Origin of the sequence: Kordiimonas sp. (genome assembly GCF_048264555.1) — a bacterium.
Classification (GTDB): Bacteria; Pseudomonadota; Alphaproteobacteria; order Sphingomonadales; family Kordiimonadaceae; genus Kordiimonas.
In genome coordinates this window covers 730,711-755,425 of the sequence record NZ_JBLXCX010000001.1, presented here as the reverse complement: position 1 = coordinate 755,425, position 24,715 = coordinate 730,711, and the positions used below count along the sequence as shown (strand labels likewise).

The 24,715-nt window shown below is 57.0% G+C and carries 23 protein-coding genes; 12 read left to right on the top strand and 11 right to left on the bottom strand.

Features of this window, described 5'->3' with window-relative positions; translation table 11 throughout:
- Window positions 1-22: 22 nt before the first annotated feature.
- The 3 genes from ACN0XZ_RS03620 to ACN0XZ_RS03610 are packed head-to-tail and all read right to left on the bottom strand — an operon-like array spanning window position 23 to window position 2,260.
- Window positions 23-1,006: a quinone oxidoreductase family protein gene (locus tag ACN0XZ_RS03620; protein ID WP_417456347.1), complete on the bottom strand. Its 984-nt coding sequence runs from the start codon at window positions 1,004-1,006 to the stop codon at window positions 23-25.
- A gap of 1 nt (window position 1,007) precedes the next feature.
- Window positions 1,008-1,712 carry a dienelactone hydrolase family protein gene (locus ACN0XZ_RS03615; protein WP_417456346.1) on the bottom strand — a complete coding sequence of 235 codons (705 nt, stop codon included), beginning with the start codon at window positions 1,710-1,712 and terminating at the stop codon, window positions 1,008-1,010.
- 56 nt (window positions 1,713-1,768) lie between these two features.
- Window positions 1,769-2,260, bottom strand: coding sequence for a methylated-DNA--[protein]-cysteine S-methyltransferase (locus tag ACN0XZ_RS03610; protein WP_417456345.1), 492 nt, complete (start codon window positions 2,258-2,260; stop codon window positions 1,769-1,771).
- Window positions 2,261-2,389: 129 nt separating this feature from the next.
- Here ACN0XZ_RS03610 and mnmE point away from each other — a divergent pair, with 129 nt between their 5' ends.
- The 5 genes from mnmE to ACN0XZ_RS03585 all read left to right on the top strand — a co-directional run bounded on the left by mnmE (window position 2,390) and on the right by ACN0XZ_RS03585 (window position 8,244).
- Window positions 2,390-3,748: a tRNA uridine-5-carboxymethylaminomethyl(34) synthesis GTPase MnmE gene (gene mnmE, locus ACN0XZ_RS03605; RefSeq protein ID WP_417456344.1), complete on the top strand. Its 1,359-nt coding sequence runs from the start codon at window positions 2,390-2,392 to the stop codon at window positions 3,746-3,748.
- A 170-nt stretch (window positions 3,749-3,918) separates the two neighbouring features.
- Window positions 3,919-5,793: a tRNA uridine-5-carboxymethylaminomethyl(34) synthesis enzyme MnmG gene (gene mnmG, locus ACN0XZ_RS03600; protein ID WP_417456343.1), complete on the top strand. Its 1,875-nt coding sequence runs from the start codon at window positions 3,919-3,921 to the stop codon at window positions 5,791-5,793.
- Window positions 5,794-5,810: 17 nt separating this feature from the next.
- Window positions 5,811-6,431, top strand: a complete 621-nt coding sequence (gene rsmG, locus ACN0XZ_RS03595) for a 16S rRNA (guanine(527)-N(7))-methyltransferase RsmG (protein WP_417456342.1) — start codon at window positions 5,811-5,813, stop codon at window positions 6,429-6,431.
- A 51-nt stretch (window positions 6,432-6,482) separates the two neighbouring features.
- A complete protein-coding gene (locus ACN0XZ_RS03590) occupies window positions 6,483-7,298 on the top strand; it encodes a ParA family protein (RefSeq protein ID WP_417456341.1) in 816 nt (271 codons plus the stop codon).
- A gap of 34 nt (window positions 7,299-7,332) precedes the next feature.
- Window positions 7,333-8,244 carry a ParB/RepB/Spo0J family partition protein gene (locus ACN0XZ_RS03585; RefSeq protein ID WP_417456340.1) on the top strand — a complete coding sequence of 304 codons (912 nt, stop codon included), beginning with the start codon at window positions 7,333-7,335 and terminating at the stop codon, window positions 8,242-8,244.
- A 124-nt stretch (window positions 8,245-8,368) separates the two neighbouring features.
- Here the strand turns inward: ACN0XZ_RS03585 and gshB are convergent, their stop codons facing one another.
- From gshB to rsmI, 3 genes are read right to left on the bottom strand one after another with little or no spacing between them, the layout of a single operon-like run.
- The gene (gshB, locus tag ACN0XZ_RS03580; RefSeq protein WP_417456339.1) at window positions 8,369-9,316 is read right to left on the bottom strand and encodes a glutathione synthase; all 948 of its coding nucleotides are present in this window, start codon (window positions 9,314-9,316) and stop codon (window positions 8,369-8,371) included.
- Between the two features lie 29 nt (window positions 9,317-9,345).
- Window positions 9,346-9,717, bottom strand: coding sequence for a YraN family protein (locus tag ACN0XZ_RS03575; RefSeq protein ID WP_417456338.1), 372 nt, complete (start codon window positions 9,715-9,717; stop codon window positions 9,346-9,348).
- Between the two features lie 4 nt (window positions 9,718-9,721).
- Window positions 9,722-10,588, bottom strand: coding sequence for a 16S rRNA (cytidine(1402)-2'-O)-methyltransferase (gene rsmI / locus ACN0XZ_RS03570; RefSeq protein WP_417456337.1), 867 nt, complete (start codon window positions 10,586-10,588; stop codon window positions 9,722-9,724).
- 163 nt (window positions 10,589-10,751) lie between these two features.
- Here rsmI and ACN0XZ_RS03565 point away from each other — a divergent pair, with 163 nt between their 5' ends.
- On the top strand, window positions 10,752-12,128 hold the full coding sequence (locus tag ACN0XZ_RS03565) for a penicillin-binding protein activator (RefSeq protein ID WP_417456336.1): 1,377 nt from the start codon (window positions 10,752-10,754) through the stop codon (window positions 12,126-12,128).
- Window positions 12,129-12,159: 31 nt separating this feature from the next.
- On the opposite strand, the gene ACN0XZ_RS03560 is transcribed toward ACN0XZ_RS03565, so the two are convergent.
- The 4 genes from ACN0XZ_RS03560 to rph all read right to left on the bottom strand — a co-directional run bounded on the left by ACN0XZ_RS03560 (window position 12,160) and on the right by rph (window position 16,391).
- Window positions 12,160-13,788, bottom strand: coding sequence for a hypothetical protein (locus ACN0XZ_RS03560; protein WP_417456335.1), 1,629 nt, complete (start codon window positions 13,786-13,788; stop codon window positions 12,160-12,162).
- Window positions 13,789-13,871: 83 nt separating this feature from the next.
- A complete protein-coding gene (hemW, locus tag ACN0XZ_RS03555) occupies window positions 13,872-15,089 on the bottom strand; it encodes a radical SAM family heme chaperone HemW (RefSeq protein ID WP_417456334.1) in 1,218 nt (405 codons plus the stop codon).
- Window positions 15,067-15,669 (bottom strand): RdgB/HAM1 family non-canonical purine NTP pyrophosphatase, encoded by a 603-nt coding sequence (gene rdgB / locus ACN0XZ_RS03550; protein ID WP_417456333.1) that lies wholly within the window; start codon window positions 15,667-15,669, stop codon window positions 15,067-15,069. Before rdgB ends, hemW begins: the two co-directional genes overlap by 23 nt.
- A gap of 5 nt (window positions 15,670-15,674) precedes the next feature.
- Window positions 15,675-16,391, bottom strand: a complete 717-nt coding sequence (gene rph / locus ACN0XZ_RS03545) for a ribonuclease PH (protein ID WP_417456332.1) — start codon at window positions 16,389-16,391, stop codon at window positions 15,675-15,677.
- 285 nt (window positions 16,392-16,676) lie between these two features.
- Between rph and hrcA the strand changes: the two genes are divergently transcribed.
- The 5 genes from hrcA (at window position 16,677) to ACN0XZ_RS03520 (ending at window position 20,142) form a co-directional block, all read left to right on the top strand.
- The gene (gene hrcA / locus ACN0XZ_RS03540) at window positions 16,677-17,711 is read left to right on the top strand and encodes a heat-inducible transcriptional repressor HrcA (RefSeq protein WP_417456331.1); all 1,035 of its coding nucleotides are present in this window, start codon (window positions 16,677-16,679) and stop codon (window positions 17,709-17,711) included.
- Between the two features lie 34 nt (window positions 17,712-17,745).
- Window positions 17,746-18,336 (top strand): nucleotide exchange factor GrpE, encoded by a 591-nt coding sequence (gene grpE / locus ACN0XZ_RS03535; RefSeq protein ID WP_417456330.1) that lies wholly within the window; start codon window positions 17,746-17,748, stop codon window positions 18,334-18,336.
- A 128-nt stretch (window positions 18,337-18,464) separates the two neighbouring features.
- On the top strand, window positions 18,465-19,451 hold the full coding sequence (locus ACN0XZ_RS03530; RefSeq protein ID WP_417456329.1) for a hypothetical protein: 987 nt from the start codon (window positions 18,465-18,467) through the stop codon (window positions 19,449-19,451).
- Window positions 19,452-19,561: 110 nt separating this feature from the next.
- Window positions 19,562-19,951 carry a hypothetical protein gene (locus ACN0XZ_RS03525; RefSeq protein ID WP_417456328.1) on the top strand — a complete coding sequence of 130 codons (390 nt, stop codon included), beginning with the start codon at window positions 19,562-19,564 and terminating at the stop codon, window positions 19,949-19,951.
- Window positions 19,948-20,142, top strand: coding sequence for a helix-turn-helix transcriptional regulator (locus ACN0XZ_RS03520; RefSeq protein ID WP_417456327.1), 195 nt, complete (start codon window positions 19,948-19,950; stop codon window positions 20,140-20,142). The genes ACN0XZ_RS03525 and ACN0XZ_RS03520 overlap by 4 nt, the downstream gene beginning before the upstream one ends.
- A gap of 71 nt (window positions 20,143-20,213) precedes the next feature.
- Here the strand turns inward: ACN0XZ_RS03520 and ACN0XZ_RS03515 are convergent, their stop codons facing one another.
- On the bottom strand, window positions 20,214-21,797 hold the full coding sequence (locus tag ACN0XZ_RS03515) for a lysine--tRNA ligase (RefSeq protein WP_417456326.1): 1,584 nt from the start codon (window positions 21,795-21,797) through the stop codon (window positions 20,214-20,216).
- A gap of 137 nt (window positions 21,798-21,934) precedes the next feature.
- On the opposite strand from ACN0XZ_RS03515, the gene ACN0XZ_RS03510 reads away from it, so the two are divergent.
- Window positions 21,935-24,697 carry an ATP-dependent DNA helicase gene (locus ACN0XZ_RS03510; protein ID WP_417456325.1) on the top strand — a complete coding sequence of 921 codons (2,763 nt, stop codon included), beginning with the start codon at window positions 21,935-21,937 and terminating at the stop codon, window positions 24,695-24,697.
- The last annotated feature ends 18 nt before the right edge of the window (window positions 24,698-24,715 follow it).

Sequence of the window (24,715 nt, the reverse complement as noted above, 5' to 3'; positions counted from 1 at the left end):
CCGTTTTGGCGGCTTTTAGCCTCTAGGGCATCAGAAGCGTTTGGCCGGTGGTGGTGCGGGCTTCAAGCGCCCGGTGGGCATCTGCGGCATCCTTGAGCGCAAAACGCTGGTTGATATCTGCCTTGATATGGCCGCGCGCGATGGCATCAAACACACGGCCGGTGCACAGCTCCAGCTCGTCTCGTGTGGCCGTATAATCCATCAGCGTGGGGCGGGTGATAAAAAGCGAGCCTTTTTGCGCGAGCAAACCGGGGGAGAAAGGCTCAACCGGCCCGGTGGCATTACCAAAGGTGGCGAGTGTACCGCGGCGCTTAAGCACATTAAGGGAGCCCATGAAGGTATCTTTGCCCACGCTATCATACACCACAGGCACACCCTCGCCGTTCGTGATTTCCATCACGCGGGTGGTGAAATCTTCCCGCGCATAATTGATGGTGTGGTGGCAGCCGTTTGCCCGCGCAAGTTCGGCTTTCTCATCGCTGCCCACGGTGCCGATAACGGTCACACCAAGCGCAGACAGCCACTGGCAGGCAATCAAGCCAACACCGCCCGCAGCGGCGTGAAACAGCACCGTGTCCCCGGCCTTGACCGCATAGGTGCGGAAGATCAGATACTCCACCGTGCAGGCCTTGAGCATAAGCGCTGCGGCGTCCTCATCCGAGACGGCATCCGGCAGTTTTATAAGCTTGGCTGCAGGGAAAGTGCGGCGCTCCGCATACGCCCCGATAGGGCCTGCAGGATAGGCAACCCGGTCTCCAACCTCAAAGCCGGTGACACCGTCGCCTACCGCTTCAACCACACCGGCTGCTTCAAGTCCCGGCACACCCGGCATAGGTATGAGGTAAAGCCCGGTGCGGTGATAGGTGTCGATAAAGTTGAGCCCAATGGCAGTGTGGCGAAGGGTCACTTCGCCTGCTTTTGGTGCATCAAGGGAAACCTCTTGCCAGCATAGCACATCCGGCCCGCCGGCTTCCTTGATAACGATGGCGTTGGTCGTGTCGCTCATATCAGCCCTTCAGGTGTTTTTCAAAAAACGCGCGGGTACGGCCGTTGGCAAGCGCGGCGGCTTCCCCGTTCCAGCTCTGGCCATCGGGCCGGGCGAAGGCATGGTCAACACCTGCATAATCATGGATGGTGATCTGGCCATGGCCATCAAGCGCCTGATGAATTTTTGCTTGTGCTGCTTTATCCACAAAGCCGTCTTCTTCCGCGATATGCATGAGAAGCGGGTTGGTGATAGCGTCTGCCTCGCCAACCTTGGTATCAAGCCCAACACCATAATAGGCCACAGCCGCATCCACGTCTGTTTTCACGGCGGTCATGAAAGCGAGCAGGCCACCGAGGCAATAGCCAACAGCGCCAACCTTGCCGCTGCCACCCTCAATGGTGCGGGCTTTGGCAACGGTGGCTGCGATATCTTCATGGCCCTTCGGGTGATCAAAATTCTGGAAATAATGGAAAGCCTGATCCCATTCTTCTTTGGTTTTGTCGGTGATATCCACACCCGGTTTCATGCGCCAGAAAAGGTCCGGGCAGATGGCGATATAACCTTCTGCAGCCAGGTCGTCACAGATCTGCCGCATGCCCACATTCACCCCAAAAATCTCCTGCAGCGCTACGACCACGGGGCCTTTGCCACCCTCCGGCCTTGCTACATAGGCTTTGAAACTGCCGCTACCGTCTGTTGCGTCAATATTGATCCATTCAGCCACTTGGAAATCTCCCTTGGGGTTGGGGTTTAGGTATCTGATGTAGGTGCTACTTGCGCCTAGTCAAGCGCGCCGGAGGCTTCAAGCGCCATGCCTTCTTCAACGCTGAGCGCCCCTTCAAGCACAAGAAGCGCACGTTTGGTGTGGAGGCCACCGTCGCCCGAATAACCACCCAGTTTGCCTTCGCGTGCGATAATACGGTGGCAGGGCACAAGGATGGGAATGGGGTTCCGCCCGCACGCTGTGCCAACCGCTTGCGCGGCAGAGCCGATCTCACGCGCGAGCTCACCATAGGTGCGCATCTCACCATAAGGGATGGCCTGCATGGCGGCCCAAACCTTCTCCTGATGTTTGGTGCCCATGGCCGCAAGCGGCAGGTCAAACTTCGTAAGCTCTCCATCAAAATAAAGATCAAGCTGGCGTTTGGCTTCCATAAGAAGCGGCGTTGGCTCCTGGAACGGACTCCAGCCCCAGTCAAGCGAGACGATGGCACCATCAAACTCTGTGATGGTGATATCAATCACCGGTGTGTGCATGGAGAGTTGCGACATGGTTGCCCCCGCGATATGGATGAGGCTAATAGCTATTGCGCGTGGGCGAGCCATGCAAGCACAATCATCACAGCGTAGGGCGCGGGACATTACCCACCCGGTGATGATGATGAGAGGAACCCCAGTTTCATGAGTTTTGAAACCGATACGATTTTTGCGCTTTCATCGGGTGCAGGTGTGGCCGGTGTTGCTGTGGTTCGGCTTTCAGGCCCGGCGGCATTTCAGGCACTTGAAAGCCTGAGCGGCAAGCCGGTGCCAGCGGCAAGGTTCGCGGCTCTTCGTCTCCTTAAGGATCAGGACACCGGCGCGAGGCTTGATGAAGCGCTTGTGCTTGCCTTCAAAGGCCCCGCCAGTTTCACCGGCGAAGATGTGGTTGAGCTGCATCTGCATGGGGGCCGCGCTGTTGTCTCCGGTGTGTTGGAGGCGCTTGACCGCATGCCCAACCTTCGCCCGGCAGAAGCAGGGGAGTATAGCCGCCGCGCGTTCGAGAACAGTAAGCTTGACCTCACAGAAGCGGAGGGCCTCAATGACCTTATCCACGCACAAACGGCCGCGCAGCGGGAGCAGGCGCTCCGTCAGATGGACGGTGCCTTGCGCGCCCTTTATGAAGATTGGCGCGGGCGGCTTGTGGGCCACCTCGCGCATCTAGAGGCAGATATCGACTTCCCTGATGAAGACCTGCCTGAAGGCGTCGCGGGTGCCGTAAAGCCAAATATATTGTCCTTGAGGGATGAGATAACACAACATCTTGTGGATGGCAGGCGCGGTGAAGCGCTCAGAGAAGGATACCGCATCGTTATCATGGGGGAGCCGAACGCGGGCAAATCCACCCTCCTGAACGCGCTAGCAAAATCTGATGTTGCGATTGTGTCCGATGAGGAAGGCACCACGCGGGATGCCATTGAAGTGCAGCTTGACCTGGGCGGTTTTCCGGTGCGGCTTGTGGATACAGCAGGCGTGCGGGAAAGCTTAGGCGCTGTGGAGCAGGAGGGTATTCGCCGGGCACTTAAGCGCGCGGAAGAGGCTGACCTGCGCCTCGTTCTGGTGCGCGCGGATGACTGGCCGGTGATCCCGGTGGCGATGGAACGCTGGCTCGATGACAAGGCCATGCTGGTGCTGACGCAAACCGACCGCGCTGAGATGTTTCACGTGAAACATGAAAAACTGCCAAAGGGCATTGTGGGGGTGAGTTATGTCTCCGCCAAAAATGATCATGGCCTTGATGACTTGTTCAAAACTCTTGCGGCACATGTGAGCGATGCGATGGCACCGCGTGAAGCACCGTCGCTCACCCGAGTACGGCATCGCCGGTCGCTTGAGGAGACGGTGGATCATCTCACCCGCTTTGCCGACAACGCCGGTTTTGATGCCGTGTTGGCCGCGGAAGATGTGCGCATGGCGGCGCGCGCGCTGGGCCGTATCACCGGGCGGGTTGGGGTTGAAGATGTGCTTGATGTGGTCTTCTCAGACTTCTGCATCGGCAAATAATCTCGCGCTTTGGCATGGCCGATGTTTCACGTGAAACATCGTATTTTTAGGCCATGCGCTTAACTTTGACTTAATCGGCAAAGTCTATTATACCCTGCGGCATTGAGGGGCCTCGTTTGAGGGCCTCTTTTTGCTTTCTGGTTGCTGAGAATATTTGAGTAGGTTTTGCCATGGCAGACTTTGATGTCATTGTAATTGGGGGTGGGCACGCTGGCTGTGAAGCGGCGGCGGCGTCTGCGCGCATGGGCGCGAAAACGCTTCTTATTACGCACAAGGTTGAAACCATTGGCGAGATGTCCTGCAACCCGGCGATTGGTGGTTTGGGCAAGGGCCATCTGGTGCGCGAGATCGATGCGCTTGATGGCATTATGGGCCGTGTGGCGGATGCGAGCGGCATCCAGTTCCGCCTTCTTAATCAGCGCAAGGGGCCAGCCGTTCAGGGCCCGCGTTGCCAAAGCGATCGCAAGCTTTACCGTGAAGCCATGCAGGCCACGCTTAAAGATTATAAAAACCTGAGCATTGAAGCAGGCGCGGTTGAAGACCTTATTGTAAACCGCTCAGGCGACAAGCCTGTGGTTGAAGGTGTGATCACGGCGGACGGTAAACAGATCACAGCCGCGGCGGTGATCCTCACCACCGGCACCTTCCTGCGGGGTCTCATTCACATCGGCGAAAAGAAGATCCCGGCGGGCAGGGCAGATGAAGCCCCGGCGCTTGGTCTCTCTGATACGCTCGAGGAGATCGGCTTTGCGCTCGGCAGGTTGAAGACCGGCACACCCGCGCGGCTTGACGGCAAAACCATTGATTGGTCAGTGTGTGAAGAACAGCCGGGCGACACACCGCCGGTGCCGTTCTCCTTCCTTACAGACAAAATCACCGTGCCACAGATCAGCTGTTATATGACCCGCACGAGCGCCCGCACTCATGAGGTGATCCGAGAAAATCTTCATCGCTCGCCCATGTATTCCGGCCAGATCGAAAGCAAGGGCCCGCGCTATTGCCCCTCGATCGAAGACAAGATCGTGCGCTTCGCAGACAAAACCAGCCACCAGATTTTCCTTGAGCCTGAAGGGCTGGATGATGACACGGTTTACCCGAACGGCATTTCCACAAGCCTGCCGGAAGAAGTTCAGGAAGAGCTGATCCGCTCGATACCAGGCCTTGAGAATGTGCGTATCATCCGCCACGGTTACGCGATTGAATATGACTTTATTGACCCGCGCGAGTTGAAGGTAACACTTGAGACCCGCCGTGCGCCGGGGCTGTATCTCGCGGGGCAGATCAATGGCACCACGGGCTATGAAGAAGCAGCGGCCCAGGGCCTGATGGCGGGCGTGAATGCGGCACTTCGGGCGAAGGGTGAGGGCGAGACTTTTGTGCTTGACCGCGCGGATGCCTACATCGGTGTGATGCTCGATGATCTTGTCACGCAAGGCACGCGCGAGCCTTACCGTATGTTTACGAGCCGCGCCGAATACCGGCTGCTTTTGCGCGCGGACAACGCGGACCAGCGTCTGACCGCAAAAGCCATGGACATTGGCCTTGTGGGGCAGGAGCGCACCGAAGCTTACCTGAAAAAGAAAGCTGCGCTGGACGCCGGGCATGCGACACTCAAGTCACTATCGCTCACCCCAAATGAAGCTGCCAAGGTTGGTATCCAGATCAATCAGGACGGTGTGCGCCGCAACGGTGAAGCATTACTTGCGTTCTCCACCATCGATTTTGATCGGCTCAAAGAAGTGTGGCCTGACGCGCTTGGGGCTGTTGACGCGGTAATCGCGCGCCAGCTTGAGATCGACGCCATGTATGCGGGCTATCTGGAGCGGCAGGCACAGGATGTTGCAGCGTTCAGGAAAGACGAGCAGCTTGAGATCCCCGATGATCTTGAGTTCGACAAAGTTGTTGGGCTCTCAAATGAGATGCGGCAGAAGTTCAGCGAGGCACGACCCGCGACCCTTGGTGCAGCAGCGCGCATTGCAGGTGTTACTCCCGCTGCACTCACGCTTCTTCTGGCTCATGTGAAAAAACGCCGCCGCGCGGCCTAGTTCCCGGAATACCCTATATGTACGGACCAGATGATCTTGCCCGCGATATCGATGTTTCACGTGAAACATTGGAGCGGCTCAAGACCTATGCGGCCTTGCTCGCCAAATGGCAAAAAGCCAAAAACCTTATCGCCAACTCCACGCTCGACGCCATGTGGCAGCGGCATTTCCTCGATTCGGCACAAATGGCACCGCACCTGAAAGCCGTGTTTGGGGAGCGTAAGCTCACCATGCTTGATATCGGCTCGGGCGCCGGATTCCCCGGTCTGGTGCTGGCAGCGATGGATGTCGGCCACGCGCATATGGTGGAAGCCAATGGCCGCAAATGTGTTTTCATGAACCAGGTTTCACGTGAAACATCGCTGGCGGCCACCATTCATAACGAGCGAATCGAGGCGATCGAGCCTTTCCCGGTTGATATTGTCACCTCGCGGGCCTGCGCGCGGGTGTTGCAGTTGATGAACTGGGCCGCGCCGTTTTTGAACGAAGGCGTAGAAATGTGGCTCCTCAAGGGAGAAGGGGCGGAAGAAGAATTGACCGAAGCGCAAGCTTGTTGGAAGATGGACGTCAATCGGTATCAAAGCCTCTCAGACCCGGCCGGGGTCATCCTCAGGCTTTCAGCGATACAACGGTTGTAACAGTTCAGATCATGGGTTCACACTGTGGGCCCACAAGGGGAGAGTGACCGCATGTCGTTGGAAATGCAGTCAAAATCAGGTGCGGGGGCACATATCATCGCGGTTGCCAACCAAAAGGGTGGCGTGGGTAAAACCACAACAACCATCAATCTGGCGACGGCCATGGCAGCCGTGAAAAAACGCGTGCTGATTCTTGATCTCGACCCGCAGGGCAACGCCAGCACGGGCTTTGGCATTGACCGCAGTGCGCGTGAAATCACTTCTTATGATGTTGTACTTGGTGCCGCGCCGCTTGGGGACGCCATTGTTGTCACCGAAGTGCCGGGGCTTTCGATTGTGGCGTCAACCGTTGACCTGTCTGGCGCTGACCTTGAGCTTGCAGAGTTGCCGCACCGTAATTTCCGCCTGCGGTATGCGCTTGAGAAAGCCGTCGCGCGGCAGGAATACGATTATATCCTCATTGATTGCCCGCCATCCTTGTCGCTTCTCACCATCAATGCGCTTGTCGCGGCCGATTCGGTGTTGGTGCCGCTGCAGTGTGAGTTTTTTGCGCTTGAGGGCCTGAGCCTGCTTCTCAAAACCATTGAGCAGGTGCGCGGCAGCCTCAACCCGCATCTCACCATCAACGGTGTGGTGCTGACCATGTTTGACAAACGCAACAATCTCTCTGAGCAAGTGGCCGCAGACGTGCGTGATTATCTGGGTGACAAGGTTTACCGCACGGTGATCCCGCGTAACGTACGGGTGTCTGAGGCGCCAAGCCACGGCAAGCCGGTTCTTCTTTATGATCACCGCTGTGTGGGCAGCCAGGCTTATATAAAACTGGCGCGGGAACTGCTCGGGCGTGACCGCAAAGTAGCTGCATAATATTTAATAAAATCAATAGGTTAGACTGTATATCATGAGTAAAGCTGCACGTAAGGGACTGGGTAAGGGGCTGTCGGCCCTTCTGGGTGATGACCGGCCGGTGTTTGAAGATAGCGCGGATGGTGCTGCACCGTCTGCGGGCCCAAATTCAGGCCGCCGCCTGCTGCCGATCGAGTTTCTGGAGCGGAACGCAGACCAGCCTCGCCATCATTTTGATGAAGACGCGCTTGCTGACCTCGCCACCTCGATCAAACAGAAGGGGCTTTTGCAGCCTATTCTGGTGCGTGAGCTTGGCCCAAACCAGTATCAGATCGTGGCGGGTGAGCGCCGCTGGCGCGCGGCGCAAAAGGCTGGCATTCATGAAGTGCCGGTTGTCGTCAAGGATCTCACCGACGGTGAAGTGCTTGAGATTGCCATTATCGAGAATATCCAGCGCCAGGACCTAAGCGCGATCGAGGAAGCAGTTGCCTACCGCAAGCTGATTGAAGAATTTGGCCACACGCAGGAAGCAGTGGCCGAAGGCGTGGGCAAAAGCCGCAGCCATGTAACCAACCTGCTACGCCTTCTCAGCTTGCCTGAAAAAGTGCAAGGCATGGTGGATGAGGGTAAAATCTCCATGGGGCATGCGCGGGCACTTATTGGCGCCGAAGACCCGCTCACACTTGCAAAACGTATTGTAGATGAAGGGCTTAGCGTTCGCCAGACAGAAGCATTGGCAGGTGAAGCCAAGGGCCGTACACGCCGTGAGCCGCGCCCGGGTGGCAGCAGTTCCTCTGCGGCCAAAAAGGATGCGGATACGGTCGCGCTTGAGAAAGACCTGTCTGCCGCCACGGGCATGAAGGTGTCGATCGACCATGAAGGTGAGGGCGGCAAGGTCACCATCTCTTACGCAACGCTTGAAGAGCTGGACGATCTTTGCTCAAAACTCGGCGTTTGCGGGTTTTAGCACGCTTTCCTGTCATGCCCGCGAAGGCGGGCATCCAATAACATCGCTGCCCATAAGTTAAAGCTCTGTGTTTTGGCTGCCTGCCTGTGGACTCCCGCCTGCGCGGGAGTGACAGCGGTTTTTGTTAAAGCTTGGCCTCAATTGCGTTCCAGATATCAGCTTCAAGCTTCACGCCGTCAAAGCGGTTCACAGCCTGTAGCCCTGTGGGGGAGGTGACGTTGATCTCGGTCAGCCAGTCGCCAATCACATCAATACCCACAAAAATAAGCCCGCGTGCTTTCAGCTCGGGCTTCAGGCGGTCACAAATTTCCTGCTCCCGCGCCGTCAGCGTTGAGCGTTCCGCCACACCGCCAACCACCATGTTGGAGCGCACTTCGCCTTTGGCCGGCACACGGTTGATGGCGCCTGCTACTTCACCATCGATCAGGATAATGCGTTTGTCACCGTGTCGCACCTCGGGCAGGAACTTCTGCACCATCACCGGTTCGCGGCTATTCTCGAAAAACAGCTCCAAGAGGCTTGAGAGGTTGCTGTCATCGCCGCGCAGGTGAAACACACCGGCGCCGCCATTGCCGTAAAGCGGCTTGACGATGATCTCGCCATACTTGGCGCGGAAATCCTTCACGTCGCCTACATGGCGGGTGATCAGCGTTGGTGGCATAAGATCTTGAAATTTCGTAACAAAAAGCTTCTCAGGTGCGTTTCTCACCTCGCCGGGGTCATTGAGCACCAGCGTGCGCGGGTGCACAAGTTCAAGGAGGTGCGTCGCGGTGATATAGGCCATGTCAAACGGTGGGTCCTGGCGCATCCACACCACGTCCATGTCTTCAAGGTCGATGACTTCCCGTTCGCCATATTCAAAGTGAGCACCCAGTTCACGTTTCACGGTCATCGGGTGCGCGTGCGCGATTACCTTGCCTTCCACATAGCTCATGTCTTCCGGCACATAATGCCAAAGCTTATGGCCGCGTGCTTGCGCTTCAAGGGCCAGAACAAATGTGCTGTCGCCCTGAATGTTGACCCCTTCCATCGGGTCCATTTGAAAAGCGACTTTAAGCCCTTGTTTCGACATGAAAAAACCTCACTGTTAAACGTAATTCTTTAAAGCATTGCTTGAAGATCAGCCTGCCAGGCGTCTTTGATATGGGTCGGCAGGTACGGCCATGCAATGGTTATCACATCAAAGCGAAGTGATTGCTTCAATTTGCGGTGATTTTGCATCCAGGAAAGCGCCGCCCGTTCAATGCGTTTGCGCTGTTTATGGGTGACAGCCTCAAGCGCCAAGCTCTTGTTTTTGCGGTGTTTCACCTCAACAAAAACAATGCGCCCCGCCTTTTCGGCCACGATATCCAGCTCGCCATAGCGGGTGCGGCACCGACGCTCAAGAATACGGTATCCCTTGAGGAACAGAAGAATGCAAGCGGCGCTTTCGGCCCTGCGACCGCGTTTCTCCGCCTTTTGTCGCGCCCGCAAAGGCTCAGCCCTTACCGCTCAGCTCTAACGCGCGGCTATAGAGCTGTTTTTTGGGAACGCCTGAAAGCTCGGCCACAAAAGCGGCGGCGGACTTCACACTCATATGCTTAAGGGCGGCGGTGAGCAGGGTTTCCGCATCCATCTCCTGGGCGTCAGAAGGGACGGATTTCTCCGGCGGGCCGATCACCACAACAATCTCACCCTTTGGGGCGCCTGTTTCTGCATAATGCGCAGCAAGTGTCATCAAGTCGCCCCGAACGACTTCTTCAAATCGCTTAGTCAGTTCACGGCACACAGCAGCCTCCCGCGCGCCTAAAACTTCTGCTGCGTCCCGCAGGCAATCTGGCAACCGCTTGGCGCTTTCATAAAACACAAGGCTCGCGTGGGTCTGGCGTTCCACGTGAAACCATGTTTGCCGTGCTTTTGATTTATTGGGCGGAAAACCGAGGAAAAGGAAACGGTCGGTGGGAAGACCAGCGAGCGATAACGCCATGATCGCGGCGCAAGGGCCGGGGATAGCGGTTACATAATGGCCAGCATCCTGCGCGTCCGCCACCAGTTTGAAACCGGGGTCGGAAATCAATGGTGTGCCCGCGTCTGAGACCAGCGCCACCTTCTTGCCCTCAGCCAGCATGGCGAGAAGCTTGGGCCGCTGCACCGCGCCGTTATGCTCGTGGTAAGCAAGGAGCGGTTTTTTGATCAGGTTGGCGGTCAGCAGCTTTGCGGTCACACGGGTGTCTTCGCACGCAATGGCGTCAACCTGGCCCAGCACATGTTTTGCGCGCGCGCTGATATCACCCAGATTGCCAATGGGGGTGGCCACCACATAAAGTCCGGGTTTAAGGATCTGCTGAGACCCGAATTCGGCCATTTTTCTCTCCCATTATGGTATCCGAGGCTGATCGGCGTTAAATTTTTCCGTGTCCCTCAAGGGCGCAGATTTACAGCCGATTGATTTCAGACTAGGTTCGGCGCTCGGGCTACCGGTTACGAGCTTCGCCGCGCACCGATATGGGCATCAGATAACACCAAGGATGGATATGGTTGCAAGCCGCTTCTTCAAACAGTGCAAAGCTTTATGGGCCATAAGCCTGTTGGTCTTTGTGGCTGCGTGTGGTGGCCAGACCCCGGCGCCAAGCTCGCGCACGAGCCCTGTGCCCATGCGCCCTGTGCCCGAGCGGTCGGTGACGGAAGGCACAGAGGACCAAGCGCCGGAAGAGCTGAAAACCGCAGATGAAGCCGACAAGATCAAGGTTGCCATCCTGCTGCCGCTTAGCGGTGCAGAAGGCATTACCGGCAATGCGCTGTTGCGTGCGGCTACCATGGCGCTTTTTGATGCCTATGATCCCCGGCTTGTGATGCTGCCCTTTGATACCAAGGCCGACTATACGGAAAGCGAGCGTGTGGCGGGCTTGGCTGTGGAAGCGGGGGCGGATATCGTGCTTGGTCCGCTTCTTGGGCAAAACGTTACCGCCGCTGGCAATGTGCTGGCGCGCGCGGGTATCCCGATGATCGGTTTCTCAAACGACCAAAGCGTGGCCGCGCCTGGGCGCTATATCATTGGTTTCATGCCTGAAAGCGAAGTGCAGCGCGTGGTTGACTATGCGCTTGAGGCCGGGCATTCGCGTTTTGCGGCGCTGCTGCCTGAAGGCAAATATGGTGACCGTGTGCGGATGGCGTTTGGGGAGGCTGTGAGTTTTGGTGGCGGGCGTTTGTCAGCGCTGGAAACCTACCCGCCGGACCCGGAAGCGGTGTTTGAGCCGGTGAAACGCCTTGGCAACTATGACGAACGCCGTCAGGCGCTCCGTGATGAAATACGCTTCCTGCGCAGCCTCAATGATGACATGACCGATGAGGTCGCCAATCGGCTGGAGGCGGCGGAAGCACTTGACCCCGTGCCGTTCGACGCGGTGATTGTGCCCGAGGGCGGCGAGCTTTTGCGCACGGTGGCGCCCCTGTTGCCCTATTATGAGATTGACCCCAATGTGGTGAAACTTCTGGGCACAGGCCTCTGGAATGATGAAAGCATCCTCAGGGAGCCACCCCTTCAAAACGCCTGGTTCGCGGCCCCGACCCCAGATGCACCAACCGCATTCCTCAATCGGTACCGGGAAACCTATGGTGAGCCAGCGCCAAGGCTTGCCTCCATCGCTTATGACGCCATGAGCCTTGTGGCTGCCCTTGCGCGCGATGAAACTGCAAAGAAGAAAAACCGCTTCTCTGAGGACCGGCTGACCGCAAGTTATGGCTTCATCGGCATTGATGGCCTTTTCCGCTTGTTGCCGGACGGCACCAACGAGCGCGCACTTGCGATTGTTGAGGTGCACCGCAGGGGCTTGCAGGTGATTGACCCCGCGCCAACTGCTTTCCCGGCCTTTGGCTATTCGCTCAGGCGATCAGCTTCGCAATAGCGATATTGACGCCCGGCAGAGTAGAGGCAGCCTAGTCTGTCACCCTGATCACCGCATTTGGACCAGCCGTTGTTTCGCTGTAGAGCGTTTTGCCACTAACATAATCGCGAATCTCCAGTGACATCTTGCGGCCATTGCCGCTTCCTGTTTGTGCTGCGATCTCGAAATCTTTCATGAGGAAAACTTCAAGGGTAGACCTGCCGGTGAGGTCATGGGCGGTATAGTGATTGCTCTCTGAACCGCTACGGACACTGATACCGCCGTCCCGCCCGAGACAGATATAAATCTGTCCGAGGTTGCAGCTGAACCGAGCCTGATATGGATAAAGTTCGGCAATGCGCTTGCGTTCGGCGAGGTCTGCGGCCTCGGCTTGTCGTTTGCGTTCCTGTTTTGCTGCCTCATAGGCCTGGCGCCACACTGCGGCCCGGGTTGGTGACATGTCGAACTGTAGCGGTTCCATCTCAATCTGGTGAATTTCCGACTTTGCCGGGCTTTCATTGTCCTGATTGACAAGGACAAACCGTTTCAGGCTTAAGGTATCGCCCGTGGCCATGAAACCAGCGATGAGAGTTGCTCGCTCAAGTCTGCTTTTCACCTCGCGGGCGATATCAAGCGGTACGGCGATATAGCCTTCACCCACATACACACCGTTGCCTGTTTTGATCTCGACCATGAAGCGCTGGTTATCCGCGTCATAGCGAATGGTATCGGCCTTGAATGCGCCGGTTGCGGCGGCCACACTGTCATCAAGGTCCGCCAGCCGCATCTGTTCAGCCTCGCGGGCGCGGGCTGCGGCGTCTCTCTCATGGGCTGCTTTTGCTGTAGCCACACGTTCTTCATATTGTGCGGTGGTTTCAAATTCGCCTTTTGAGGGCTGCTTGAAGCTGTCTTCGTTAGCGTCGTTGCTGCGCTTGGCGTGCCAGTGACTGACAGCCCACATCATAAGGTCATTGAATGTGGTTTCCGGAAGTACCTCATAGTTTGAACGCATGGTGCCTTCGTCGAGGATAAAACCCTGATCCGTATCCTGAAGCAGCGCAGCCACTACCTTGTTCTGAAAAGCGGCTATCGCTGCGTCATGCTCTGCTTTGGCACGCTCTGCGGCCTTTGCAGCTTTTAGTCTGTCTTCTTCTTGAACACGAGCATTGGCGGCGGCGCGTGCTTCCCTGCGCGCGTTGACAATTTCCCTGTCTTTACGCTTCGCTTTATTTAGGTCATTCCTTGACATGGAATGGCGGGCAACTTCGCGCTCCGCCGTTTGCGCAGCATAGGCAATCGCCTCAGAAATCAGCTGTTCTCTAGCCGGGGTGAGCTCTTCAAACTCGACCTCCGTGAAGGCACCAATCCGGGTATAAATGGCAAACACCCCGGTACACAGGGTGTTTTGGGTCTCGCCTGCGTAATAGTTTGGAATAACGCGCAGCGTTGAGGCCATCTGTTCTGAGACAGCATCAAACCAGTCGGCTATTTGGATGGCGTCTTTGTTTCCGCATTTTTTATTTTTTGTGCACGCGGGTGGGTAGATGGCGTCGCGTTCATAACGTTCGATATCAATCGTGGCACCCTTGCAGGCTTGGGGCACGGGAAAAGCAGCGTAAGACCCTTCAGAAATCAGGAAAAAACAAAGGGGGGCAAGGACAACCAGTTGTCTGAAACGCATGCTGTTTAACTCCGAACTCATGACACTATAAACAAAAGTTATAGGTCAACTCTTTGTTTAGGCAAGGTTTTTTTAAAGATTGCTCAGACGATCAGCTTCCCAATAATGAAATTGAGGAGTGGGCGACCCTTATGGGTCAGCTTGAGATGGCCTGGGTCTGCGTCCAGATGCCCGCTCGCGATCAGGTCATCTTTCGCTTCCAGGCTGATGATGTCTTCCACCTTGCCGCCGAAACGGTCTTCAAGGGTTTTAATCTCAATACCGCCTGTGAGGCGCAGGCCCATCATGATGGCTTCCACCATGCGGTCGCTTGCGTCGATATGCTCCAGCTCCAGGGTGCCGTGCCCAAAACCCTCCACCCGGTCGAGCCAGTCTTCGGGGCGTTTCACCTGCGCGTGGGCAAAAGCGGCGCCATGGCTGTGGGCCGGGATGCGGCCATGGGCGCCGGGGCCAATGCCCACATAATAGTCGCCGCGCCAATAGCTCAGGTTATGGCGGCTTTCCTGACCCGGCCTCGCGTGGTTTGAGGTTTCATAAGGCGGCAGGCCCGCAAGTGTGGTCAGCTCGGTTGTCACGTCAAAAAGCGCTGCAGCTTCGTCTTCATCCGGCAGGGTGAATTTGCCCCGGTGAAACTGATGGTAAAACGCGGTGCCTTCCTCAATCGTCAGCTGGTAAAGCGACAGGTGCGAGGTGGAAAAAGAAAGCGCTTGTGTTAACTCTCTGCGCCAATCTTCAAGTGTTTGTTGAGGTCGCGCGTAGATAAGGTCAAACGATACGCGCTCAAAGTTGTCTTGCGCGACTTTAAGGGCCTTGAGGGCCTCATCGGCGGAATGCAGCCGCCCAAGGAACTTGAGCACATCATCCTTAAGTGACTGAATACCAACAGAAATGCGGTTCACACCTGCATCCGCATAAGCTTTGAAACGACCCGCTTCCACGCTTGAGGGGTTGGCCTCCAGCGTGACTTCAATATCGTCCTTGCCCCAGTCGTGTTTCCCCCAATGATGGCGCACACGCTCTATCACCGCATGGGTGGTTTCAGGCTCCATCAGGCTTGGGGTGCCGCCCCCAAAAAAGATGGAACTGGCGGTCAGGTGCGGGAAGTGCTCGGCGAATGTATCAATCTCGCGCACAAGTGCGGCGCGCCAGCGGTCATGGCTTACTTCATCGCGCACATGGCTGTTGAAATCGCAGTAAGGGCATTTTTTGAGGCAAAAAGGCCAATGCACATAAATGGCGGCTGGCCCCTTATAGTTGCTCGCTTCGAGTAGAGGTGGCTCAACTGTTTTTAAAGCAGGCATCGATCAGTTGCTTGAAGGCATGAGCGCGGTGGCTCATGGCGTGTTTGGCCTCAGGCTCCATTTCAGCAAACGTGGTGGTATGCCCGGTGGGGATAAAAATCGGGTCGTAGCCAAAGCCTTTTTCACCGCGCATGGGCCAGGTGATGGTGCCAAACACCTTGCCTTCAAAACTTTCCATATGCCCATCGGGCCAGGCAAGGGTGAGGGCGCAGGTGAAGTTGGCCCCCTTGTCGGGATTATCGCCCACCTTCTCTGTCACGGTTTTCATGGCCATGGTGAAGTCTTTCTCTTCACCCGCCCAGCGCGCGCTATAGATACCGGGCTCACCGCCCAGCGCGCTTACTTCCAAACCGCTATCATCCGCGAGCGACGGCAAGCCGGACGCCTTGGCGGACGCCAGCGCTTTGATTTCCGCGTTTGCGATAAAGGTGAGGCCGTCTTCTATGGGTTCGGGCAGGCCAAGGTCACCGGCTGAGATGGTTTCAACACCAAAGGGAGCCAAAAGCTCGCCTATCTCGCGCACCTTGCCTTTGTTGTGGCTGGCGATCACCAGTTTGTTGCCGTCAAAAAGCCGGGCCATGGGGTTTATTTCCCGAGCGCTTTGTTTTGCGCAGCTTTGATCTCATCACAGCCGATGCGGGCGAGCCGGAGGAGACGCAGGAACTCTTCTTCCGAGAAGGGTTCTTCTTCTGCCGTGCCCTGAATTTCCACAATGCCGCCCTTGCCGGTCAGCACGAAGTTTGCGTCTGTCTCGGCAGAGCTGTCCTCGTCATAGTCGAGGTCAAGCACCGGGGTACCCTGATAGATACCGCAGGAAATGGCGGCGATGCTATCGGTAAACGGCATTTCCTCAATGTACCCTTCACTGATCATCCATTCAAAACACTGATGCAGGGCGACATAGGCGCCGGAGATGGACGCCGTGCGGGTGCCGCCATCAGCCTGGATAACGTCACAGTCGATACGGATCTGTTTTTCGCCAAGCTTGGTGAGGTCAACAACCGCGCGCATGGCCCGGCCGATCAGGCGCTGGATTTCCTGCGTGCGGCCAGATTGTTTGCCCTTTGCGGCTTCGCGCGGCATACGGCCGTGGGTGGACCGTGGCAGCATGCCATACTCGGCCGTAACCCAGCCCTTGCCGGTGTTCCGTAGCCATGGCGGTGTCTGGTCCTCAAACGTTGCGGTCACCAGCACGTGGGTATCGCCAAATTTCACCAGGCAACTGCCTTCCGCATGTTTGGCAAAGCCGGGTGTCATTTCGATGGTACGCATTTCGTCGCTTGAACGGCCGCTCGGTCGCATGAGGTATCCTTCTTTATGCTTCAACAGATGCCCGTTCTACTCTGCCCGACCTCCGAGGTCAAAGCCTTGCGGTACCTCTCGGTAAAGCTCTCGCGCGGTGTGCGCATAAATGCCACACATTACGCCACACATACCCCATATATGCGCCGCACTTTCGCGCACACTTATGCCACAGCTGCGCCTCACTCGGGCCACACCTGTTTTGCGGTGTGAAGCGGCATCTAGAGTGATTGACGAAGCGGGGCGGCATACCTACATTCACTGCTGTGATTGGAGAGTATGCCTATGTCGCTTGCTGACCTCAATGAACGCTCAAAGGCGATTTTCCGCCAGATTGTCGAGACTTATCTCGAAACTGGCGATCCCGTTGGCTCGCGCACCATCAGCCGTACCGGCAGCCTTGGCGTTTCGCCCGCCACCATCCGCAATGTGATGGCGGACCTTGAGGATGTGGGCCTGCTTGCCGCACCCCATACCTCTGCCGGCCGTATCCCGACCGACATCGGCCTCCGCTTTTTTGTGGATGGTTTGATGGAGGTGGGTAACCTCACCAAATCGGAGCGTGAGGCAATCCGCGGGAAATGCGCCACAACGGGCCGCGCGGTGGAGGATGTGCTCTCGGAAGCCACCCGCGCGCTGTCGGGCCTGTCGCGCTGCGCTTCGGTGGTGATGGTGCCAAAGCAGGAGCTTTCCGTCCGCCATATCGAATTTGTGCCCATCGCACCGGGCCGCGCCCTTGTGGTGCTGGTGGCAGAAGATGGCAGCGTTGAAAACCGCATCATTGATATACCCATTGGTTTGCCAGCGTCCGCGCTTATTCAGGCGGGAAATTACCTGAGCGCGCGGCTTGTGGGCCGCTCGATTGAGGATGTGGCAAGTGCCGTGCAGGCGGAGCTGAGCGCCAAGCAGGCAGAGCTTGATGCGCTCACCAGTAAAGTGGTGGAAGATGGCTTGGCTGTCTGGACCGGGGGGGAAGCGCCAGCGTCCCTCATTATCTCAGGCCAGGGCAACCTGCTTGAAAGTGTACAGGCGGCGGAGGATCTTGAGCGTATCCGCCAGCTTTTTGACGAACTTGAGCGCAAAAAAGACTTGATCAAACTGATGGAGCTTGCCAAAGACGGGCGCGGTGTACGCCTGTTTATTGGGGCAGAGAACAATTTATTTTCCCTTTCGGGTTCTTCTCTCGTTGTTTCTCCCTATATGAATGGCGCGAACAAAATTGTCGGTGTGATCGGAGTGATCGGCCCGACGAGACTGAATTATGCCCGCATCGTGCCCATGGTAGACTATACCGCGCGCGTTGTGGGCCGCCTTCTCTAAGGCGATGAAGAGTAAACACGAGTAGGGCAGACATATGAGCCAAGAGCAGACAAACGACATGCCAGAAGAAAACCCAGAAGTGCAGGAAGAAGAGTTTGCTGAAGACGCGTTTACGGGCCAGGAAGATGCTGGTGCGGACGACGAGGTAGCGACGCTGAAAGCAGAGGTCGCGGACCTCAAGGACCGCTTGCTGCGCGCTGTGGCAGAGACGGAAAACGTGCGCCGCCGCGCCGAGAAAGACAAGGCGGACGCCAGCGCATACGGTGTTACCAATTTCGCGCGCGATATGCTGAATATCTCAGATAACCTGCGCCGCGCGCTTGATAGCATGCCTGAAAAAGTGGCGGATGACCTCAAAGGCTTCATCGACGGTGTTGATATGACCGAACGGGAGCTTCTCAACATTCTCGAGCGTCACGGCATCAAGAAGGTTAACCCAGAGGTGGGTGAACCGTTTGACCATAAATTCCATCAGGCCATGTTTGAAACTCCCACAACCGAGCATGTGCCCGGCAGCATCATGCAGGTGATCGCGCCCGGTTATGTGATCAAGGACCGTTTGTTGCGCCCGGCCATGGTGGGTGTTGCCAAAGGTGAAGTGCAAAAGGTGGACACGGAAGTCTAAGCCTTTTCTGCTACAGTCATTGAGAAAGCCCGGTTTTGCCGGGCTTTTTTGTTTGGCCTGTCACGGTTGTGTCATTAGTCTCTGCATCAATGCGGGATCGTTTGAGCGCCGTTTGCAGGGGATGAAAAATGCTAAAAGCCGTCATTAAAACCACGCTTCTTTCTGCGGTGTTAACCGCAAACGCCATGGCGGCGGACACGCATTTCCTCGTGTTTGGCGATATGCCTTACAATAAGGAACAATTTCATCAGATGCAGGCTTTAAGCGTTGAGCTGAAGGCGCGGGACGCTGCCCACAAGCTGCCGTTTGGCATTTTTTATGGCGATAGCAAAGCGGGCGGGGAGCGCTGCACCAAGGAGCGCCTGACCACCAACCGTGACCTTATCCTTGGCATGATTGACGCGCCGGTGTTTTTCACCCCCGGTGATAACGACTGGACAGATTGCGACCGGGGCGGCGATGACGAGCTCCATATCCTTGATACAGTCTTGCGCCCGCTTTATTTCAGCGCTGATATGCTGCCTGAAAACCGGTTTGAGGAAGCGGCCAACTGGCAGGTTGCCCGCCAGCCGCGCTTCCCTGAAAATGTGCGCTGGCGGTACGGCGATATCCAGTTTGGGGCGCTGCATATTCTGGCCACCGGCAATGGGCGGGAGGAAATCACCGTCGGTGACGTGGCCGAGAAGCTAGACCGGGTGGACGCCCGTGATGCCGCAAACCTTGAGTGGCTCGCGGATATCTTTATGGCGGCGGCAGACAGTAAGGCCCTTGTGCTCGCCATTCACACAGACCCAACCAAAACCGATGACGGCTTGCCAAGTTGCAGCGCGGATATCAGGCAAAATTGCCATCCTTACCGGGATTTTCTGGCCGCACTTGAGGGCCATACCCAAAACTACGGCAAGCCCGTGCTTCTGGTGCACGGCGATACCAACCCTTATTGTGTTCAGGAGGGGTATCTGGGGGCTCAGAATTTAATCCGCCTCAATGCATCAGGCGATTATCACCCCGGCATGACAGAGGTGCGTTTTGCGGCCCAAGCAGGCGCTTTTCGTTTCCATCATCTCGGCAAGGGTGACAGCTTCAAGAAAACCTGCCCGCTGAAAGGCGAGTAGTTCCGGCAACTAGCGGATAATTTTGTCAAGGATGCTTGACAACGCGATTTTGCGCTCTTATGTAAAGTGTCATTGACATAATGTCACGGTCACATGACAGGGAGACCACTATGAAAAAAAACGCAAAACAATATACCGTTCGTTTCTCGACCTCGATGCTGGGTTATGTTGTTACTTTGCTCGCGGTAAATACCTATCTGGCTGACAAGGTGGACACTTTCGCAAAATGGCAACTGGTGGCGCTCGCGCTGTTGCCCATGATCCCGGTTTTTTTCCTGCTTTGGGCTGTGGTCAGTTTTGTACGCAGCTGGGATGAGATGCAGCAGCGTATGTATATGGAGGCCACCATCATTTCCTTCGTGCTTGTTGGCATGGGCACCTTCTCCTATGGCTTTCTGGAAGGGGTTGGCTTCCCGCCGCTTGGCACCTCGTGGATACTCCCGATGCTGATTGGTGTGCAAGGTATTGCCCAAGCCTATACCTGGAGGAAATTCAAATGAAAAATCGCCTGAAGGTACTGCGGGCGGAGCGGGACTGGAGCCAGGCGGTGCTGGCAGAGAAACTGGATGTCTCCCGCCAAACCATCAACGCGATTGAAACCGGGAAATATGACCCAAGCTTGCCGCTGGCCTTCAAGTTTGCCGCTCTTTTTGGCTTAACGATTGAAGAGATTTTTGAACCAGAGCCGTAAGCGGCCTAGGGCATAAGCAAAAAGAAAGGCCGCTAAAACTGGCGGCCTTTTGTGTCTGGGGCTGGTTTCGCTTAAGCGACGGCTTTGCCGTTGATGGCTTTTTCCACCAGCTCAAGCGTTTCCTTGATGCCGTATAGGGCGATGAAACCACCCATGCGCGGGCCCTGGCTTTGGCCCAGCAGCACTTCATAACAGGCGCCAAACCAGTCGCGCAGGTTATCAAACTGCGCGTCTTTGCCGGCGGAATATACCTCGGTCATGATCACCTCGGCGTCGGTCTCGTTCGCATCCAGGTCCTCAAGGCGGCGCTTCAGGCTTTCAAACGCCGCGCGCTCTTGTGGCTCGGCCAGGCGGTAGGATTTGTTCGGTTTTACAAAATCCTCATAATAGCGGATCGCATAGCCCATCAGCCTGTCGAGCTCAGGGAAGGTTTCTGCTGTTGCACCTTCGGCATAACGACCCACAAACCCCCACAAGGTTTCACGGTCTTCCGCATTGGCGGCGGAAACGAGGTTGAGCAGAAGCGCGAAGCTCACCGGCAGCTTGGCATCCGGCACTTCGCCGCCATGGATGTGCCATGCCGGGTTTTTATAACGGTCCAGCGCTTCCTGTTCCTGATATTTGCCAACAAAGGTGTAATATTCATCAACCGCCTTGGGGATGACATCAAAATACAGCCGCTTGGCTTTTTTCGGGCTCTGGAACATGTAAAGCGACAGGCTCTCAGGGCTTGCGTAAGCCAACCATTCTTCAATCGTCAGGCCATTGCCTTTGGATTTCGAGATTTTCTGGCCGTTCTGGTCAAGGAAAAGCTCATAGTTGAAGCCTTCAGGCGGCTGACCACCCAGTATGCGGCGGATGATGGAAGAGAGCTTCACGCTTTCAATAAGGTCAGAGCCCGCCATTTCATAGTCAACGTCCAGCGCGTCCCAGCGCATGGCCCAGTCAACCTTCCATTGGCATTTCACCCGGCCGCCGGTCACCAGTGTTTCTGTGCGCTTGCCGGAGACATCCTCAAACGAGATCAGGCCCGTCTCAGGGTCTTCAATGCGCACAGGCACCTGCAGCACTTCGCCCGTTTCCGGGCTGATTGGCAGGAAGGGCGAATAGGTCTGGCGGCGCTCTTCACCAAGCGTTGGCAGGATTACATTGATGATCTTGTCGTAGCGCTGGCAGATTTTCACCAGCGTTTCATCAAACCGGCCAGACTTGTAACAGTCTGTCGCTGAATAAAATTCATAGGTGAAGCCAAACTGGTCAAGGAAAGCCTGCAGGCGGGCGTTATTGTGTGCGCCAAAGCTGGCGTGCGTGCCAAAGGGGTCCGGCACCACGGTCAGTGGTTTACCGATGGCTGCGGCCAGCAGCTCCTGGTTTGGCACGTTTGAGGGCACTTTCCTCAAGCCGTCCATATCATCGGAGAAACAGATGAGCTTGGTCGGAATGTCAGAGATTTCACGGAAGGCGCGCATCACCATGGTGGTGCGGGAAACCTCACCAAAGGTGCCAATGTGTGGCAGGCCAGATGGCCCATAGCCGGTTTCAAACAGCACATACCCCTTTTCAGGCGCGCCCGATTTATACCGTTTGACCAGCTTCTCTGCTTCCTGGAATGGCCAAGCTTTGCTGGAGAGGGCGAGATCAATATTACCGGTCATAATCGGTTACCTTCATTTGGGGTTTTAAACGCGCGGAAGCTAGGGTCTGCGCGCAGTTCCGTCAAGATATACTGCTTTTCATTTCAGGCAACATATTCACCTGTTTTTCTGCGAACTGTGGCGATATGCTCCCGCCCATGGAAGACCTTGTTGTTAGTGCGGAAGCGGAAAGCATCATTCTGGACCAATTGCCGGTGGCGGTGGTTGGGGTCAGGCATGCGCAATTTTTGACGGAAGACGGGGCTTTTGAGGTCACCGGGCTTGATGAAGCGGCGGAGCGGATCAGCCGCGCGCCGCATATCCTCGTCAACCGTGTTATTGCCGCCCGCAGGCTACGGCTTGGCTCCATCCGCGCGTTTGACGCATTGGAGCTATACGCATTTGTCAGGCCCGCACGCTACTGTTTGCCCACGGTTCAGGGGCTTCGGGATGCCCTTCAGCTTGATATGGCGCTCGACTCAGATGAGGACCGCTGCCTTTGTATCCGCGAAATCGTGCTTCGGCTGATTGCGGACATGGAGGCGCAAACCTACCGCTACCGCGCGGGCGGCGCCAAGGTGGCGATGATGATGGCGCGGGCAGCATGGCCGTGGGGTCCGCATGTATTGCGCGCGATCGAAACCTATGCTGACCATAGCCGTGAGGATGGTTTGGCCGTTTGGTCCGCGCTTTCAGAGTGGGAAGATGGCGGCCCGCCCCCCAAACCCGGCGATGAGGGCGTGGATGCGGACGAGGCTAAAAGTCGTTTGGCCGAACTTTTAGGCCAGGGGTCGGAAAGCCGGGAAGGGCAGGTCAGATATTCCGCCGCCGCCGTGCATGCCTTCAAGCCCCGCGAGTTTGAGGAGGGGCCTAACCTCCAGCTCCTTGAGGCGGGTACGGGCACAGGCAAAACGCTGGGATACATAGCGCCCGCGAGCCGGTGGGCCGAAAAAAACGACGGTGCCGTGTGGCTTTCCACCTATACCAAAAACCTGCAACGTCAGCTTGATCAGGAACTTTCCAAATTATACCCGGACCCGCGCATCAAGGCGAAGCGGGCGGTGATCCGCAAGGGCCGTGAAAACTATGCCTGCCTTCTCAATATTGAGGAAACATTGCGGGCGGTGATGATGCGTGCGCAAGCCGGGCCGGGCGGTGAGCGCGACCGGCTTTTGATCGGCCTTGTGCTGCGCTGGGCCCGTTTCACCCGTGACGGTGATATGATCGGCGGCGATTTCCCAAGCTGGCTTGGCGGTCATTTTGGCGTGGGGCGCATTGCGGGGCTCACGGACCGGCGCGGTGAATGCCTCTATTCCGCCTGCGCGCACTTCCGCAAATGTTTTGTCGAGAAAACCGCGCGCAAGGCCAAACACGCGGACCTTGTGGTGGCGAACCATGCGCTTGTGGTGGCACAAGCCGCCACCCGCTTTGGTGACCCTGAGCTGCCGAAACGCTTGGTGTTTGATGAGGGACACCATGTTTTTGAAGCCGCAGACAGCGCTTTTTCTGTGCGGCTCTCCGGCCTTGAGGGGGCGGAGCTCAGGCGTTGGCTCAGGGGCAAGGAGCAGGGCGGCAGCACGCGCGCTCGTGGCCTCAAGTCTCGCGTGGATGAGTTGGTGGCGGATGACATGGACGCCAAGCGCCTGCTTGAAGAGGTGCTGGAGGCTGCAACTATTCTGCCCTCAGACAACTGGCTCGGGCGGGTAACCGGCGCTGCGGCCATGACCCGGTTTGAAAACTTCCTGATGCTTGTGCGGGCGCAGGTGATGGCGCGGTCTGACGCGCGCGGGCCCCATTCCCTTGAGGCCACAACCAATGACCCGATTGAAGGGCTGACGGACGCGGCTCATGCGCTTGCGGAAGCGCTCAAGAATCTGGCGCACCCGATGCAGGCGCTCGCGAACGCGCTTCTCAGGCGGCTGGACGAAGACGCGGACGTGCTTGATAGTAGCGCGCGCGGCAGGCTTGAAACCAGCGCAAGGTCCGTGAAACAGCGGGCGGATATGGTCACCACATGGGCCGCGATGGCGGATGGGTTTGGTGGCCCCCTGCCGGAAGAATTTGTTGAATGGCTTGAGGTTGACCGCTTTGATGGCCGCGACCGGGACATGGCGCTGTGCCGCCATTTCATTGACCCAACCAAACCCTTTGCAGATGTTGTGCTTGATCAGGCGCATGGTGTGGTGATCACCTCCGCGACGCTCAGGGACAAGGCGGCGGAGGAAAATGACTGGACCTCTGCGGATATGCGCACGGGCGCCCAGCATTTGCCCATTCCGCCAAAGCGCCTTTCCGTGCCCTCGCCCTTTGATTATGCCACCAAAACCAAGGTGCTGATTGTGGGGGATGTGAACAAACATGACCCCGGCCAGGTGGCGGCGGCCTACCGCTCGCTTTTTCTGGCCTCAGGTGGCGGTGCCCTTGGGCTTTTCACCGCCATCAGCCGCTTAAGGGTGACGTATGAACATATTGTCGGGCCGCTTGAGGATATGGATATCCCGCTTTATGCCCAGCATGTGGACCCGGTGGATACCGCAACGCTTGTGGACATATTCCGTGATGAAGCCCATGCCTGCCTCCTTGGCACGGACGCCGTGAGGGACGGGGTTGATGTACCGGGCGAAAGCCTGCGGCTCATTGTTTTTGACCGTGTGCCGTGGCCCCGGCCCACACTTCTCCACCGGGCGCGGCGCGCAGCCTTTGGCGGCAGGCACTATGATGAGATGCTCACCCGGCTCAAGCTCGCGCAAGCTTATGGCCGCCTTGTGCGCCGGGCGGATGACAAGGGCCTTTTCATCATGCTGGATGGGCAGACGCCAACCCGGCTTCTGGATGCCTTGCCTGCGGGCGTTGAAGTGGCGCGGGTTGGGCTTGCCGAAGCCGTGCAAACCGTGTGCGAGTTTTTTCCGCAAAACGCTTGAGGGCGCAGCGCGTTAGCC

Excerpts from the sequence above, each read along its gene's own strand:
- rdgB (WP_417456333.1), bottom strand. The coding sequence starts at position 15,669 with ATGGCCCGGCTTTTTGACGGCAACAAACTGGTGATCGCCAGCCACAAC.
- ACN0XZ_RS03585 (WP_417456340.1), top strand. The coding sequence starts at position 7,333 with ATGAGTAAAGCTGCACGTAAGGGACTGGGTAAGGGGCTGTCGGCCCTT.
- gshB (WP_417456339.1), bottom strand. The coding sequence starts at position 9,316 with ATGTCGAAACAAGGGCTTAAAGTCGCTTTTCAAATGGACCCGATGGAA.
- ACN0XZ_RS03530 (WP_417456329.1), top strand. The coding sequence starts at position 18,465 with ATGCTAAAAGCCGTCATTAAAACCACGCTTCTTTCTGCGGTGTTAACC.
- rsmG (WP_417456342.1), top strand. The coding sequence starts at position 5,811 with ATGTACGGACCAGATGATCTTGCCCGCGATATCGATGTTTCACGTGAA.
- mnmE (WP_417456344.1), top strand. The coding sequence starts at position 2,390 with ATGAGTTTTGAAACCGATACGATTTTTGCGCTTTCATCGGGTGCAGGT.
- hemW (WP_417456334.1), bottom strand. The coding sequence starts at position 15,089 with ATGCCTGCTTTAAAAACAGTTGAGCCACCTCTACTCGAAGCGAGCAAC.
- ACN0XZ_RS03560 (WP_417456335.1), bottom strand. The coding sequence starts at position 13,788 with ATGCGTTTCAGACAACTGGTTGTCCTTGCCCCCCTTTGTTTTTTCCTG.
- ACN0XZ_RS03520 (WP_417456327.1), top strand. The coding sequence starts at position 19,948 with ATGAAAAATCGCCTGAAGGTACTGCGGGCGGAGCGGGACTGGAGCCAG.
- hrcA (WP_417456331.1), top strand. The coding sequence starts at position 16,677 with ATGTCGCTTGCTGACCTCAATGAACGCTCAAAGGCGATTTTCCGCCAG.
- ACN0XZ_RS03510 (WP_417456325.1), top strand. The coding sequence starts at position 21,935 with ATGGAAGACCTTGTTGTTAGTGCGGAAGCGGAAAGCATCATTCTGGAC.
- ACN0XZ_RS03525 (WP_417456328.1), top strand. The coding sequence starts at position 19,562 with ATGAAAAAAAACGCAAAACAATATACCGTTCGTTTCTCGACCTCGATG.
- ACN0XZ_RS03610 (WP_417456345.1), bottom strand. The coding sequence starts at position 2,260 with ATGTCGCAACTCTCCATGCACACACCGGTGATTGATATCACCATCACA.
- rph (WP_417456332.1), bottom strand. The coding sequence starts at position 16,391 with ATGCGACCGAGCGGCCGTTCAAGCGACGAAATGCGTACCATCGAAATG.
- ACN0XZ_RS03590 (WP_417456341.1), top strand. The coding sequence starts at position 6,483 with ATGTCGTTGGAAATGCAGTCAAAATCAGGTGCGGGGGCACATATCATC.
- grpE (WP_417456330.1), top strand. The coding sequence starts at position 17,746 with ATGAGCCAAGAGCAGACAAACGACATGCCAGAAGAAAACCCAGAAGTG.
- ACN0XZ_RS03620 (WP_417456347.1), bottom strand. The coding sequence starts at position 1,006 with ATGAGCGACACGACCAACGCCATCGTTATCAAGGAAGCCGGCGGGCCG.
- mnmG (WP_417456343.1), top strand. The coding sequence starts at position 3,919 with ATGGCAGACTTTGATGTCATTGTAATTGGGGGTGGGCACGCTGGCTGT.
- ACN0XZ_RS03565 (WP_417456336.1), top strand. The coding sequence starts at position 10,752 with ATGGATATGGTTGCAAGCCGCTTCTTCAAACAGTGCAAAGCTTTATGG.
- ACN0XZ_RS03515 (WP_417456326.1), bottom strand. The coding sequence starts at position 21,797 with ATGACCGGTAATATTGATCTCGCCCTCTCCAGCAAAGCTTGGCCATTC.
- rsmI (WP_417456337.1), bottom strand. The coding sequence starts at position 10,588 with ATGGCCGAATTCGGGTCTCAGCAGATCCTTAAACCCGGACTTTATGTG.